Raw genomic sequence first — 13,904 nt, forward strand, 5'->3', positions numbered from 1 at the left:
GCATGAGCGGATTATTGCAGCCGTCGCGGAGCAGCGGGTGAGCAGGTCACGGGCTACCCCGGTCCTCGGCTGGGTGTTCGCGCTGGTGCTGATCGCGCTGTTCTGCATGCTCGGCAGCTGGCAGCTGGGGCGGCAGGACGCCAAGCAGGCGATGCTGGACTCCGCCGCGCAGGCGCTGTCGTCGCGCGCGCCGCAGGCGCTGGATGCCGCCGCGGACCCGCAGCGCAGCCGTGAGCACGAATGGGCCGCGGGCACCGGGCGCTTCGCCGATACCCCGGCGGTGCTGCTCGACAACCAGCAGCGCGGCGGGCGCCCGGGACTGCGCGTGTATCGCGCGTTCCTGCCCGAGCACGGGCGTGCACCGGTGCTGGTCGACCTCGGCTGGCTGCCGGTGCCGCCGGACCGCACCATCCCCACCATCGACCCTGCGCCCGACTGGTCGCACGTGGAGGGCCTGCTGGCGCCACCGCCCGCCGCGGGCCTGGTGGCACCGGCGATCCAGCCGCAGGCCGACGGCAGCCTGCTGGTGATGGCGCTGGACCCGGCGACGATCGCCGACGTACTCGGCCTGCCCACGCTGGCGGCACGCGTGCTGCGTGCCGACCCGACGCTCGAAGGCGGCTATCCGCGCGACCTCGAGCTGCTCGTCAACACCCTCCCGCCCGAACGCCACCTCGGTTACGCGGTGCAGTGGTTCGGCCTGGCCCTGGCGGTGCTGGTGACCGCACTGCTGCTGACCTTCCGCAGGAAATCCCGATGAATCCCACTCCCGTGTCGCGCGGGCAGCGCAACCGCAACCGCGCGCTGCTGATCGTGGTCGTCGTGATATTTCTCGGCAGCGCGCTGGTGGCGGGTGCGTTGCGCTTCGCCGGCTGGCAGCCGCAGGGCATGCGCAACCATGGCGAGTTGCTGCAGCCGCCCGGCGACCTGCGCGCGGTCGCACTGGCCACCGCCGATGGCAGGCCGTACGAGTGGCAGCCGGTGGAGCGCACCTGGCGGATCGCGGTGGCACCGCCGCCGCACTGCGTCGCCGAGTGCGTGCGCCTGTCCGGCGATCTCGACAAGGTCTGGCAGCTGTTCGGGCGCGAGGCCGACCGCGTCCACATCCTGTGGATGGGCGAGCCACCCCCTGCGGCCCCGCGTTCGCGCGCGCTGCATGTGCTGGCCGAGGACGATGCATTCCGCGCCGGCCTCGCGCGCAACGAGGACCCGGCCGGGGTGCCGGTCTATGTGATCGATCCGAACGGGTTCGTCATACTGCGCTACGCTCCCGGGTTCGATGCGGGGCACCTGCGTACCGACATGGCACGCCTGCTCAAGCTGAAGTAGCCCGCGGCCGCATGCCCGGCACCCCGGACCGATGACGACCCACGACCCGATGACTCCTTCCACAGGCTCCGCGCCCACACCTCCGCCGTCCCGGCCGGCGCGTCCGGCCGCGTCGAAGCCGAGCCTGCACCGGCACTTCCACCGCATCGCCTGGTTCGCAGTGGCGCTGACGCTGGTGGTGGTGGTGTTCGGTGCGTTCGTGCGCCTGTCCGACGCCGGCCTGAGCTGCCCGGACTGGCCGACCTGCTATGGCCGCGCGGCGTGGCCGAAGGCGCCCGAGGAAGTCGCGGGGCACGCGGCCACCGACATCCGCCCGCTGGAAACCCACAAGGCCTGGCGCGAGCAGGTGCACCGCCATATCGCCGCGATCCTTGGCGTGCTGGTGCTGGTGATGGCGCTGCTGGCCGCACGGCGTCGGCCGCATGGCGTCGCCCAGGTGCTCGGCGCGTCCGCGCTGGTGGCCGCGGCGATCCCGGCCTACATGTACGGGCACATCGGCGCCGCGTTCGCCCTGGCCGGTGCCGGCGAGGCGATCCTGCTGCTGGCGGCACTGCGCTGGAGCAATGTCGATCTCGCGCGCGCTGCGGTGCTCACGCTTGCGGTGATCATCTTCCAGGCGCTGCTCGGCAAATGGACGGTCACCCTGCTGCTCAAGCCCGTGATCGTGATGGGCCACCTGCTCGGCGGCCTGCTGACGTTCTCGCTGCTGACCTGGATGGCGTGGCGTGCGACGCACCTGCCCATCCGCCTGGCCGGCGCGCACGCCCTGCGGGTACTGCTGTGGGTGGCACTGGCGGTGCTGGGGCTGCAGATCGCGCTGGGCGGATGGGTGAGCGCCAACTACGCGGCGCTCGCCTGCGGTGGCGGCGGCTGGACCACCGACAGCGCCCACTACATCGATTTCCCGAAGTGCGTGGGCCAATGGTGGCCGCCTGCGGATTTCCGCGAGGGCTTCGTGCTGTGGCGTGGCATCGGCGTCGACTACGAGGGCGGCATCCTCGACGGCGGCGCGCGCATCGCGATCCAGATGGCGCACCGCCTGTTCGCGATCGTCGCCTTCGTGGCGCTGATCGCCGCCGCGGTGCGGCTGCTGCGCCTGCCCGGCCTGCGCGGCTGGGGCACGCTGCTGGCGCTGCTGACGGTGGCGCAGGTACTGCTGGGCATCCTCAACGTCAAGCTGGCGCTGCCGCTGCCGGTGGCGGTGATGCACAACGCCGGCGCGGCGCTGCTGCTGTTCGTGCTGGTGTCGCTGCTGGCGCGGGTGCGCGACGTGGGCGCGGGCGCCACGCGCGTGGCGGTGGACTGACATGGCGGTGGCGTTCGGCCAGTACTGGGAGCTGACCAAGCCGCGCGTGGTGGCGCTGCTGGTGTTCACCGCGCTGGTGGGCATGTTCCTGGCCGTGCCGGGCCTGCCGCCGCTGCGCGAAAGCCTGTTCGGGCTGCTGGGCATCTGGCTGGCGGCCTCCTCGGCGGCGGCGATCAACCACCTGATCGACCAGCGCATCGACCGCATCATGGCGCGCACCGCCCACCGGCCGCTGCCCAGCGGCACCCTGCGTCCGGTGCAGGTGCTGCTGTTCGCGATCGCGCTGGGCGTGGCCTCGATGCTGATCCTGGTGCTGCTGGTCAACACGCTGACCGCGGTGCTCACCTTCTTCGCGCTGATCGGTTACGCGATCATCTACACCGGCTTCCTCAAGCGCGCGACCCCGCAGAACATCGTCATTGGCGGGCTTGCCGGTGCGGCGCCGCCGGCGCTGGGCTGGGCGGCCATCAGCGGCACGCTGGATCCCCACGCGCTGCTGCTGGTGCTGATCATCTTCGTGTGGACGCCGCCGCACTTCTGGGCGCTGGCGATCTTCCGCCGCGAGGACTACGCACGCGCGCTGATCCCGATGTTGCCGGTGACCCACGGCGTGACCTACACGCGCTGGCAGATCCTGTTCTACACGGTGCTGCTGCTGGTGGCGACGGTGCTGCCCTGGGCGACCGGCATGAGCGGGCTGTTCTATCTCGGCGGTGCGCTGGTGCTGGGCGTGGTGTTCCTCTGGTACGCCTGGAAGCTGCTGGATCCGCCCGATGAATTCTTCGCGATGCGGGTCTTCAACTACTCCATCGTCTACCTGATGGCGCTGTTCGCCTTCCTGCTGGTCGACCACTGGCTGCAGCCGTGGCTGGCGCCGTCACCGCTGATCGGGTTCGAGCGGATCGGCTGATTCACTCCGGCCGCGCACGCTCCGCAACCGCGTCGAGCGTGTCCGGGCGGATCTCCCACCGGGTGGGCGCGTCGTAATCGAAGTCGACGGTGATACGTCCGGTGTCACGGCGGATCCTCACCACACAGGCGTTCCACGGCGCCTTGCCGGACACCTGGGTGCCGGCACGCAGCGCGTCGATCTGTTCACCCAGCTGCGCGGTTGCCTCGGGGGTGGCTGCCTCCGGCGCAGCGCCGTCGCGGTAGCGGAAGCCCGCGAGCGTCCGGCGCTCCCCGGCATGGACCACGATCAGCGCATAGCCGTCCCACGGCGCGGTGTCGACATTGCGATCGGTCGCGACCAGCCGGCCGATCTCCATGATGCGGGCGTTGTTGTCCATCGACCGAGGATATCAGGCGATATCCGCGACCAGCCGGCCGATCTCCGCACGCGACAGGCTGTCGAACACCTGGCCCGCGGCGTTCTCGAACACCGTGGTGGACGGGTCGTACACCACCTTGCCGCTGTCCGGATCGGTGACCGAATACTCGACCACCACCTGGTCCGGGCGCAGCGCGCCGGCCGGTGCGAGTTCCACGCGGATGTCGACATCCATGCCGGCATCGAGCCAGTCGGCCCATTCCTGTTCCAGGCGCGCATAGGCGCCGGTGTTGAAGTTGCCGTTCTGCGGGAACATGTTCACCGCGCCGTGCCCGTGCACGAAGCGGTAGGCGAAGATGTGACCGGTGTGCTCGCTGCGGTCGAGGCCGTTGTCGACGCGGAAGCCCGACTGTGCGCGGTTCTCCACGCTGTCGGTGTCGCGCATGCTGCCGCTGCCGGGCAGCCAGGTCAGCGTGCCCTCGGCCTGCAAGGGCCGGCCCTGGTCGTCGAAGGTCCAGGTGACGTCGTTGACCTCGCCGCTGGCGACGTCGCTGACCAGTGCGTTGATGCTGCCGGACGAAACGGTTTCGGCGACGCCGACGGTGCCGTCGGGCAGCGTGCCCGAGACCAGCAGGTGGTTGAGCGCCGCGCGCTGGTCGGGATGGCCGGGGTCGCGCTGCACCAGCGTGTGCACGCTGAAGTCCTCGCGGTCGAGCACCGGCGAGCCCGGGCCATGGGCGGTCGGTGCATCGAACACGCTGGCCGGTCCCGACATCACCCGCAGTTCCGCCTCCGGGCGCGCCCTGGTTTCGGTGGTCTTGACCATCACCAGGCGCACGTCGTCGATCGAGTCGACGCCATTGGCATCGGCGAGTGCGTGGAAGGTCGCCTCGAACGGCGTACCGGCATGGTCGCCACCGGCCAGTTCGACGCGGGTGCCGGGCGGCCAGGTGCCGGGATCGAGCGGGTTGATCGCCTGCATCGCGGCCGGGGTCGCGGCATTGCGCGGCATGTCGGCCCGGTAGTGCACGCGCACCGGTGCCTCCTGCTGCCCGGCCACCGCCACCGATACCTCCGTGCTCGCTTCCCAGCGGCTGCGCTGGCCGGCGCTGGTCTCGTTGGAGATGCGGGTGGATGCCGGATCGTGTTCGAACCCGACATCGTGACCCTGCGCGGCCAGCACGTCCGCGCCGAAGCGGCCGGCCGGCGGCTGCAGCCTGGCGGCCTGGCCCGATAGCCAATCAGGCAGCGATGGCCCCGGAAGGCGCGAAGCATCGATGGTCATGCGGCAAAGCCCGTGGGCGGCGCCCGTGCGCCGGCTTCGCACAGCCTAGCCAGTCGGCCATCCGCCCGACATTGGGGGGCACCCGAGGTGCCGGCGGCTGGTTGACATACGGCTCACGGCGGCGGCCGGAGACTCGATGTCCCTTCGCGGCACACCCGGAGCACCCATGGCCAGACCGATCTGGAGCGGCACCCTGTCGTTCGGGCTGCTCAACATCCCCGTCTCGCTGATGGCCGGCGAGCGCAAGACCGACCTGTCGTTCCGCATGCTCGATTCGCGCAACAACGCGCGCGTGCGCTACGAGCGCGTCAATGCCGACACCGGTGAGGAGGTGCCGTGGAAGGACATCGTCAAGGCCTACGAATACGACAAGGACAGCTACGTGGTGCTGGAGCCGGAGGACATCCAGGCGGCGGCTCCGGAAAGCCGCGATTCGATCGATGTCGACACCTTCGTCGAGGCCTGCGACATCAGCCCGCAGTACTTCGAGAAGCCCTATGTGCTGGTGCCGGCGAAGAAGGCCGAGAAGGGCTATGTGCTGCTGCGCGAGGCGCTGACGCGCACCGGCAAGGCCGGCATCGCGCGGGTGGTGATCCGCACCCGCGAGCACCTGTGCGCGGTGATGCCGCGCGGCGAGGCCCTGCTGCTGATCATGATGCGGTTCCCGCAGGAGCTGGTGGACATCGGTGAGTACAGCCTGCCCGAGGCCGATGCCAAGGGCTTCCGCATCACCGAGAAGGAGCAGGCGTTCTCCGAGCAGCTGATCGAAACCATGGCCGCGCCCTGGGACCCCAGCCAGTACACCGACGATTTCCGCGAGCGCCTGCAGCTGGCGATCCGCAAGCGCATGGAGGCCAACGGCGTGGTCGAGAAGCACGAGGATGCCGATTCCCCGGTGGGCGAGCATGCCGCCACCAACGTGGTCGACTTCATGGAACTGCTGCAGCAGAGCATCGACCGCAACCGGCGCACGCCCGCGCGCAAGGCGGCGCCCTCCAAGGCACCGGCGAAGAAAGCCGCGGCCGAGCCGGCGCCGAAGAAGGCCGCGCGCAAGGCCGCTGCGAAGAAGGCCGCCGCGAAGAAGGCGCCGGCGAAGAAGTCGGCCGCGCGCAAGCGGGCCTGACCGGTGGCTGCCCGTGGCAAGGCCGACCGCGACGAGGCCGCTGCATCACCGCGGCTGACCAGCCCGGATCGCGTGGTCTATCCGCGTGCGGGCATCACCAAGCGCGAGGTTGCCGACTACTACCGCGCGGTGGCCGATCGCGTGCTCGCGGACGTCGGTGGACGCCCGCTGTCGCTGCTGCGTTGCCCCGGTGGGGTGGGCGGCCAGTGTTTCTTCCAGAAGCACCACGCCCGCGCGCTGGGCGGTGCGGTCCGCGCGATCCCGCTGCGCGAGAAGGATGGCGACGAGGCCTGCTATGTCGCCATCGACAGCGTCGAGGGCCTGCTCGAGCTGGTGCAGATGAACACCCTCGAGCTGCACCCGTGGGGCAGCCTCGGCAATGACCTCGAGCACCCGGACCGTCTGGTGTTCGATCTCGATCCCGGTCCCGGCGTCGACTGGAAGGCGGTGACCGCCGCCGCGCGAGACGTGCGCAGGCGGCTGGCCGACATGGGCCTGCAGGGCTTCGCGCGGCTGTCCGGCGGCAAGGGCGTGCACGTGGTGGTGCCGATCCGCCCGGGTCCGTCCTGGGACGAGGCGCGTGGCTTCTGCGAGGCACTGGCCGATACGATGGCGCAGCAGCGCCCGGACCGTTACGTCGCCACCGCCAGCAAGGCCAAGCGCGACGGCGTGATCTTCATCGACTGGCTGCGCAACGCCCGCGGGCAGACCAGCGTGTCGAGCTGGTCATTGCGTGCGCGCGAAAGCGCCGGTGTGGCGATGCCGGTGCGCTGGGAGGAACTCGGCCGCGTGGGGGCCGGCGACGCCTACGACCTCCGCCGCGCGCTGCGGCGTGCATCGGCGTTGCGCGGCGAGGAATGGCCGGGCTGGCAGGACGCCTGCGACCAGGCGTTGCCGGACGCAACAGTCGACTGAGGGCTCAGCGCTGCAGCGGCCCGGCCATGCGTGCCAGGGTGCCATCGCGCCACCACATCTGGTGCAGCGCCACCATCAGCACGTGGCCGGCGATCAGCGCGCACAGCGTCCAGGCCAGCACGCCGTGCGACAGGTTGGCCGGCGCCAGCATCCATTCGATCTTCTGGCCGGTGGCCGGGAACAGCGGGATGCCGAACGGCGCGAAGCCGCGTCCGGAACCGGCCTCGCGCAGCAGCGCCACCGCCGGCACGTACGCCATCAACGCGTACAGCACGGCGTGGCCCGCGGTGGCGCCACGGCCGATCAGCGTGCGCGGATGCGGCGGGCGCCGCGCCCATTGCGACAGCCCCCATGCACCACGCACCAGCACCAGCAGCATCAGCACGGTGCCGACGGGTTTGTGGCTGCCGACCATGAACGCGGTCAACGGATGCCGGCCGACGATGTTCTTCACCGCCATGCTGGCGAACTGCCACAGCAGCAACGCCGCCATCGACCAGTGCAGCAGGCGCGAGACCAGGCCATAGCGGAGCGGGGAGTCGAGCCAGCGGGACATGCGGATTCCTGTGGTGCGCGCGCGGGACGCGGCGTTGATGACGGAGTCATGCGGCCGCGCAGTTCAGCGTGCCGGCGCAGGCATGTCAAACATGGCTGGCGGCCACCGGCCGCACCGCCACCGGCCAATCGCGCGACCTGCCGGTCGCGAAGCGGACGATGCCGCCACCGTGACCGCATGCCGACACGGCAGGGCTGCTAGTTGCGGATCGACTGCTGCAGCTCCCGGAGTTCGGCATGCTCCTCCGCGTTCAATGCCGAGGGCGAGCCACCTTCGCGCCACTTGAGCATCAGGTCGTCGACCCGCTGCTGCCTGGTCTGCCTGATCAGCTGCGACACCGCGCCTGCGAATTCCTGTCGCCAGGATTCGATATCGCCGGGCATGTCGCTGGCAGCGAGCTTGTGCAGTGACGCGGCCTCGTCACGGCCCTCGAAATGCTGCAGCAGCATGCCGGTGCTGATGTCGGGCCGTGCATGCACCAGCTCGATCAGCTCCACCAGCAAGGGAACGCCCGGCTGGCGCAGGCCGGCCAGCTGTGCCTGGTCGGGGGTGTCGAGCGCCAGGGCCGGGCGCTGCAGCAGCAGGGTGATCGCGGTGCGCACCAGGCTGCGCTTCGGGGCGGGCACGCCGCGGCTGCTGCGCATGCGTCGCGGTGGCGCCTGTGCGGCCGCCGCGTCGGGCCGCGCACCGACACCGGTGACGGTGACCAGGTGCTGGCGCATCAGGTCGGCGAAGGCACCGTCGGGGATCTGCGCCAGCAACGGTTGCGTGCGCTCGGCCAGCCGGGCCTTGCCGTCCAGCGTGCCCAGGTTCACGCCTTCCGAGAACTGGTCGAAGAAGAACTGCGACAGCGGCACCGCCTCGCGCAGGCGCGCCTCGAAGCCCGCGGTGCCCTGGCTGCGCACGATCGAATCCGGGTCCTCGCCTTCGGGCAGGAACAGGAAGAACGCCTGGCGGCCATCGCGCATACGTGGCAGCACCGATTCCATCGCCTTGGATGCGGCGCGGCGGCCGGCGGCGTCGCCGTCGAAGCAGAAGTAGACGTCGGGCGCGTTGCGGAACAGCAGCTCGGCGTGGTCGGCGGTGGTCGCGGTGCCGAGCGTGGCCACCGCCTCGCGCAGGCCGTGCTGGAACAGCGCGACCACGTCCATATAGCCTTCGACCACGATCAGCCGCGCGATCTTCTGCTGCGCCTGGCGCACCTGCCACAGGCCGTACAGTTCACGGCCCTTGTGGAACAGCGCGGTCTCGGGCGAGTTGAGGTACTTCGGGCCATCGTCGGCCTTGAGGACGCGGCCGCCGAAGGCGATCGTGCGGCCGCGGCGGTCGGCGATCGGGAACATCACCCGGTCGCGGAACTTGTCGTAGGTGTGGCCGCGGTCGTTCTTCGACAGCAGGCCGGCACGCTCGAGCAGCTTCAGCCGGCGCTCGTCGGTGCCCAGGGCGTCCTTGAGCGCGGAGAAACCCTCCGGTGCATAGCCGATCCCGAACAGCTCGCGGATCTCCAGGTCCACGCCGCGCGCATCGAGATAGGCCTGCGCGGCCGGGCTTGCGGCCAGCGCGTTGCGGTAGTGGCGGGCGGCGGCCTCCAGCGCGTCGTAGACGCCGCGGCTGTCGTCGTCGGGGGTGCGCGCGCGCTCGTCGCGCGGGATCTCCATGTTGGCCGCACGCGCCAGTTCCTCGACCGCGTCGAGGAACTCGAGGCGGTCGTAGTTCATCAGGAAGCTGATCGCGGTGCCGTGCGCGCCGCAGCCGAAGCAGTGGTAGAACTGCTTGACCGGCGACACGTAGAACGAGGGCGTGCGCTCGTCGTGGAACGGACACGGTGCCGAGAACTCGCGGCCCTTGCGCTTGAGCGGCACCCGCGCCCCCACCACCTCGACGATATCGGTGCGCGCGAGCAGGTCGTCGATGAACGCGTCGGGGATGCGGGCCATCGCGCTAGTGTATGCCGCCGCCCCCGGATCACCGGCCTGCGGCGGTCGCTGTCCCCATGCCGCAGCAGCCCAGCGGCGGTGTCGCGGCTACGGCGTGCGATCCGGCGGCGAAGCAACGGGCGGCCTCGCGCCCGGTTCGACCGCCAGCGTCGTCGGGTACACCTGCGGCTCGGCCTGTTCGCCGCGCCGCGCCGCGTCCTCGGGCCAGCAGTCCTCGTGCTCGGGCGGCATCTCCCCGCAGCGGATCTGCGCGCGTTCGTCGATGACCGCGGTGATCAGTGCGCCGACGAAGAACACCATCGCCGCGTAGTACATCCATACCAGCAGGATCACCAGCGTACCCATCGACCCGTACGCGCTGCCGGGCGCCGCGCGCGCCATGTACATGCCGATGGCCCAGCGCCCGAGCATGAACAGCGCGGCGGTGATCAGCCCGCCCAGGAACGCCTGCTGCCAGCGCACCCGGCGATCGGGCAGGTAGTGGTAGAGCAGCGCGAACGCGAAGGCGTAGATCGCCAGCGAGATGACGATGCCCATCAGCGGCAGCAGGCTGGGCACCCCGGCGAACACCCATTCGATGATCGCCGACAGCACCGTCGACACGATCACCAGGAAGCCGAGCGCGAACACCACGCCGAACGAGAACACCCGCTTGCGCAGGAACGCGACGATGCCGCCGAGCGTCTGCCCGCTGGTGTGGAAGATCAGGTTGAGCGTGCCCTGCAGGCGCGCGAACACCGTGGTGGCGCCGATGAACAGCAGCAGCGTGCTCCACAGCCCGGCCAGCGAGCCGATGTCCGGCTGCTCGCGGGCGTTGCGCAGCACCGTGCCGGCGACTTCCTGCGCGCTGCTGCCGGCGATCGCGCCGAGCTGTTCGATCAGCTGGTCCTGCGCTTCCGGGTACAGCGAGGCCGCCAGCCACAGCAGCAGCACCAGCAGCGGCGCCAGCGACAGCAGCGCGAAGAACGACAGCGATGCCGCCTGGGTGAGCAGGTCGATCTCGATGAAGCGCCGCGCCAGCGCCACCGGCAGGCTGTGCTGCAGGCGCTCGAACTGGCGTTTGAACTTGGCGCGGGTGTCGGACATGGCGACCGGGAAAGCGACGTCGCCGCGAGGATGCCAAGGACGCGCGTGCGTGCGCCGTGTAGGTGCGCACGCACCGGGGCGCGTGCCCTGACCCCGTCAGGCCGCGGCGGCCAGCCGCTGCAGGGCGTCGCCGTCGACGCGCTGGACCGTCCAGCCGTCGAGGCCCACCGCACCCAGCTCGCGATAGAACGCGATCGCGTCGGTGTTCCAGTCCAGCACCGACCATTCGAAACGCGCGCAGCCGTGCTCGACCGCGGTGCGCGCGAGATGGCGCATCAGCTGGCGGCCGATGCCGCGCGCACGGAAGGCCGGGCGCACGTAGAGGTCTTCCAGGTACAGGCCGCGGCGGCCATGGAAGGTCGAGAAGTTGTGGAAGAACAGCGCGAAGCCCGCCGGCGCGCCATCGACTTCGGCGATCACCGCTTCCGCCGCCGGGCGTGCGCCGAACAGGCTGTCGGCCAGCACAGTTTCGTCGACGACCACCTCGTGGGCCAGGCGTTCGAAGTCGCCGAGCTCGTGGATGAAGGCCAGCAGCAGGCCGACGTCGGCGCGCGTGGCGGGGCGCAGGCTGGCGGCGTCGGCCGCCATCAACCGGCCAGCTTCTGCTTGACCAGCTTCGAGACCTCGCCCATGTCGGCCTGGCCCGCCAGCTGCGGCTTCAGCACGCCCATCAGCTTGCCCATGTCGGCGGCGCCGGCGGCACCGGTCTGCGCGATGGCGGCATCGATCGCGGCCAGGATCTCCGCCTCGCCGAGCTTCTCCGGCAGGTAGCGTTCGATGACCACGATCTCGGCACGCTCGATGGCGGCCAGGTCCTCGCGGGCGGCGGCCTCGTACTGGGTCACCGAGTCCTTGCGCTGCTTGACCATCTTCTCCAGCACCGCCAGCACCGCGGCGTCGTCGAGCTCGATGCGCTCGTCCACTTCGCGCTGCTTGATCGCGGCGTTGATCAGCCGGATCACGCCGAGGCTGGCCTTGTCGCCGGACTTCATCGCGGCCTTCATGTCGTCGGTGAGTCGTTGCTTGAGGGTCATGGGCGGGGCTCCATCGGGCATCGGGGGCAGGGGGCGGCCGCGCCGGGTGTGGGCGGCAGGAACGCAGAAAAGCCGGTCACGCTTGCGCGTGCCGGCTTCTGGCAGCGGCCGGTGCGCGCGGAAGACCGCGCCGCGACCGGCAGCCGACGACTCAGTACAGGCGCTGGCGCTTGGTGACGTCGCGCGACACGCGACGGGCCTGGCGCTTCACCGCGGCTGCGGCCTTGCGCTTGCGCTCCTGCGTCGGCTTCTCGTAGTACTCGCGCTTGCGCGTTTCGGCCAGCACACCGGCCTTCTCGCAGGTACGCTTGAAGCGGCGGAGGGCAAACTCGAACGGCTCGTTTTCGCGGACTTTGACGCTTGGCATAGGGATCTCTGGGAAAGTGGGTGACCGGCCGGCGGGGCCGGCATCCCGGCCGTCGCGGGGCGCATAGGCACGCCACCCCGGCGGGAGAGCCGCGTATGATACCGGGCCTGCGTGGCCGCCTGCAAGATGGGCCTGCAATCCGGCGTGATCGGGCCTGATCCGCCTCCCGGCCCCCGCTGGCCGACCGACCCGGACCTGACTCCCATGCGCGTGCTCGGCATCGAAACCTCCTGCGACGAGACCGGCGTTGCGGTCTACGACACCGCCCTGGGCGGCGCCGCGGCGCTCAGGGCGCAGGCGCTGTACAGCCAGATCGCGCTGCATGCCGAATACGGCGGCGTGGTGCCGGAACTGGCCAGCCGCGACCATGTGCGCAAGCTGGTGCCGCTGATCCGCGAGACGCTGGCGCAGGCCGGGATGACACCCGCCGACCTCGATGGCGTGGCCTATACCGCCGGCCCCGGGCTGGTGGGCGCACTACTGGTCGGCGCCGGGGTGGCGCGGTCGCTGGCCTGGGCGCTCGACATCCCGGCGATCGGCGTGCACCACATGGAAGGCCATCTGCTGGCGCCGCTGATCGAGGACGACCCACCGGCGCCGCCGTTCGTCGCCCTGCTGGTGTCCGGCGGGCACACCCAGCTGGTGGCGGTGGAGGCGATCGGCCGTTACCGGCTGCTCGGCGAGACGCTCGACGACGCCGCCGGCGAGGCCTTCGACAAGACCGCCAAGCTGATGGGCCTGCCGTATCCCGGCGGGCCGCAGCTCGCGGCGCTGGCCGCGCAATCCGACAAGGCGCCCGGCACCCCCGGCGCGTACCGCTTCTCGCGGCCGATGACCGATCGCCCCGGGCTCGATTTCAGTTTCAGCGGCCTCAAGACCCAGGTGCTGCTGGCGTGGCGCGACAGCGACCAGACCGATGCCACCCGCGCCGACATCGCGCGCGGCTTCGAGGACGCGGTGGTGGACACGCTGGCGATCAAGTGCGCGCGCGCGCTCGATGCCGCCGGCAGCGACACCCTGGTGGTCGCCGGCGGCGTCGGTGCCAACCGCCGCTTGCGCGAACGCCTCACCGCGATGTGCGCGCAACGCGGCGGTCGTGCCTGCTTCCCGCGTCCGGCGCTGTGCACCGACAACGGCGCGATGATCGCCTTCGCCGGCGCGCTGCGCCTGCAGGCCGGCCAGCACGATGACGCCAGCGTGCGCGCGGTCCCGCGCTGGGACATGGCGACGCTGTCGCCGCTGGCGGCCTGACGCGACGGGGCCCGGGACGCAGCGGCTAAGCTGTGCCATCCCGCCGCCGCACACCGCACGCCGCCATGGACAAAGTCTTCATCGAAGGCCTCGAGATCGAGGCGCTCATCGGCATCTACGACTGGGAACGGCGGATCCGGCAGACGCTGGTGTTCGACCTCGAGATGGGCTTCGACAACCGCGTGCCCGCCGCCAGTGACGACATCACCCACACGCTCAACTACAAGGCGGTCAGCAAGCGGCTGATCGCGTACGTGCAGGCCTCGGAATTCGGGCTGGTGGAAACCCTGGCGGAACGGTGTGCGGCGATCGTGCTCGATGAGTTCAAGGTCGACTGGTTACGCTTGAAGCTCAGCAAGCCGGGTGCGGTGCGTGGTGCGCGCGCGGTCGGCGTCATCATCGAACGCAGCCGGCAGGCCTGATACAGGGACTTCCGGTGCTGGCG

Annotated in this window: 15 protein-coding genes and 1 pseudogene; 8 read left to right on the forward strand and 8 right to left on the reverse strand. The window is 70.7% G+C overall.

Annotated elements, in window-relative coordinates:
• Positions 1-37 precede the first annotated feature (37 nt).
• From ERL55_RS01320 to cyoE, 4 genes are read left to right on the forward strand one after another with little or no spacing between them, the layout of a single operon-like run.
• Entirely contained in the window at positions 38-760 is a 723-nt protein-coding gene (locus tag ERL55_RS01320) for an SURF1 family protein (RefSeq protein ID WP_241685804.1), read from the forward strand.
• Positions 757-1,329 (forward strand): hypothetical protein, encoded by a 573-nt coding sequence (locus ERL55_RS01325; protein WP_129134820.1) that lies wholly within the window; start codon positions 757-759, stop codon positions 1,327-1,329. Before ERL55_RS01320 ends, ERL55_RS01325 begins: the two co-directional genes overlap by 4 nt.
• Positions 1,330-1,378: 49 nt before the next feature.
• Positions 1,379-2,635 carry a COX15/CtaA family protein gene (locus ERL55_RS01330; RefSeq protein ID WP_129134821.1) on the forward strand — a complete coding sequence of 419 codons (1,257 nt, stop codon included), beginning with the start codon at positions 1,379-1,381 and terminating at the stop codon, positions 2,633-2,635.
• A 1-nt stretch (position 2,636) separates the two neighbouring features.
• On the forward strand, positions 2,637-3,545 hold the full coding sequence (gene cyoE / locus ERL55_RS01335; RefSeq protein ID WP_129134822.1) for a heme o synthase: 909 nt from the start codon (positions 2,637-2,639) through the stop codon (positions 3,543-3,545).
• A gap of 1 nt (position 3,546) precedes the next feature.
• Here the strand turns inward: cyoE and ERL55_RS01340 are convergent, their stop codons facing one another.
• Positions 3,547-3,924 (reverse strand): hypothetical protein, encoded by a 378-nt coding sequence (locus ERL55_RS01340; protein ID WP_129134823.1) that lies wholly within the window; start codon positions 3,922-3,924, stop codon positions 3,547-3,549.
• A gap of 12 nt (positions 3,925-3,936) precedes the next feature.
• Positions 3,937-5,190, reverse strand: a complete 1,254-nt coding sequence (locus ERL55_RS01345) for a DNA/RNA non-specific endonuclease (protein ID WP_129134824.1) — start codon at positions 5,188-5,190, stop codon at positions 3,937-3,939.
• Between the two features lie 166 nt (positions 5,191-5,356).
• On the opposite strand from ERL55_RS01345, the gene ERL55_RS01350 reads away from it, so the two are divergent.
• The gene (locus tag ERL55_RS01350; protein WP_129134825.1) at positions 5,357-6,313 is read left to right on the forward strand and encodes a Ku protein; all 957 of its coding nucleotides are present in this window, start codon (positions 5,357-5,359) and stop codon (positions 6,311-6,313) included.
• A gap of 54 nt (positions 6,314-6,367) precedes the next feature.
• A pseudogene (gene ligD / locus ERL55_RS01355) lies at positions 6,368-7,228 on the forward strand (non-homologous end-joining DNA ligase); the annotation flags it as partial.
• Positions 7,229-7,232: 4 nt separating this feature from the next.
• Here ligD and ERL55_RS01360 read toward each other — a convergent pair.
• The 6 genes from ERL55_RS01360 to rpsU form a co-directional block, all read right to left on the reverse strand.
• The gene (locus ERL55_RS01360) at positions 7,233-7,784 is read right to left on the reverse strand and encodes a cytochrome b (RefSeq protein WP_129134827.1); all 552 of its coding nucleotides are present in this window, start codon (positions 7,782-7,784) and stop codon (positions 7,233-7,235) included.
• Between the two features lie 197 nt (positions 7,785-7,981).
• Complete coding sequence (dnaG, locus tag ERL55_RS01365) at positions 7,982-9,721, reverse strand: DNA primase (RefSeq protein ID WP_129134828.1); 1,740 nt, start codon at positions 9,719-9,721, stop codon at positions 7,982-7,984.
• A gap of 87 nt (positions 9,722-9,808) precedes the next feature.
• Positions 9,809-10,807, reverse strand: a complete 999-nt coding sequence (locus tag ERL55_RS01370) for a YihY/virulence factor BrkB family protein (protein WP_129134829.1) — start codon at positions 10,805-10,807, stop codon at positions 9,809-9,811.
• Positions 10,808-10,903: 96 nt separating this feature from the next.
• On the reverse strand, positions 10,904-11,395 hold the full coding sequence (locus ERL55_RS01375) for a GNAT family N-acetyltransferase (RefSeq protein WP_129134830.1): 492 nt from the start codon (positions 11,393-11,395) through the stop codon (positions 10,904-10,906).
• Positions 11,395-11,841 (reverse strand): GatB/YqeY domain-containing protein, encoded by a 447-nt coding sequence (locus tag ERL55_RS01380; protein WP_129134831.1) that lies wholly within the window; start codon positions 11,839-11,841, stop codon positions 11,395-11,397. Before ERL55_RS01380 ends, ERL55_RS01375 begins: the two co-directional genes overlap by 1 nt.
• Positions 11,842-11,992: 151 nt before the next feature.
• Positions 11,993-12,208 (reverse strand): 30S ribosomal protein S21, encoded by a 216-nt coding sequence (gene rpsU, locus ERL55_RS01385; protein WP_024889019.1) that lies wholly within the window; start codon positions 12,206-12,208, stop codon positions 11,993-11,995.
• A gap of 204 nt (positions 12,209-12,412) precedes the next feature.
• Between rpsU and tsaD the strand changes: the two genes are divergently transcribed.
• Both tsaD and folB read left to right on the forward strand, forming a co-directional pair.
• The gene (gene tsaD, locus ERL55_RS01390; RefSeq protein WP_129134832.1) at positions 12,413-13,459 is read left to right on the forward strand and encodes a tRNA (adenosine(37)-N6)-threonylcarbamoyltransferase complex transferase subunit TsaD; all 1,047 of its coding nucleotides are present in this window, start codon (positions 12,413-12,415) and stop codon (positions 13,457-13,459) included.
• Positions 13,460-13,524: 65 nt separating this feature from the next.
• Positions 13,525-13,881 (forward strand): dihydroneopterin aldolase, encoded by a 357-nt coding sequence (gene folB, locus ERL55_RS01395; RefSeq protein WP_129134833.1) that lies wholly within the window; start codon positions 13,525-13,527, stop codon positions 13,879-13,881.
• The last annotated feature ends 23 nt before the right edge of the window (positions 13,882-13,904 follow it).

Source organism: Luteimonas sp. YGD11-2, assembly GCF_004118975.1.
Lineage (GTDB): Bacteria > Pseudomonadota > Gammaproteobacteria > Xanthomonadales > Xanthomonadaceae > Luteimonas > Luteimonas muca.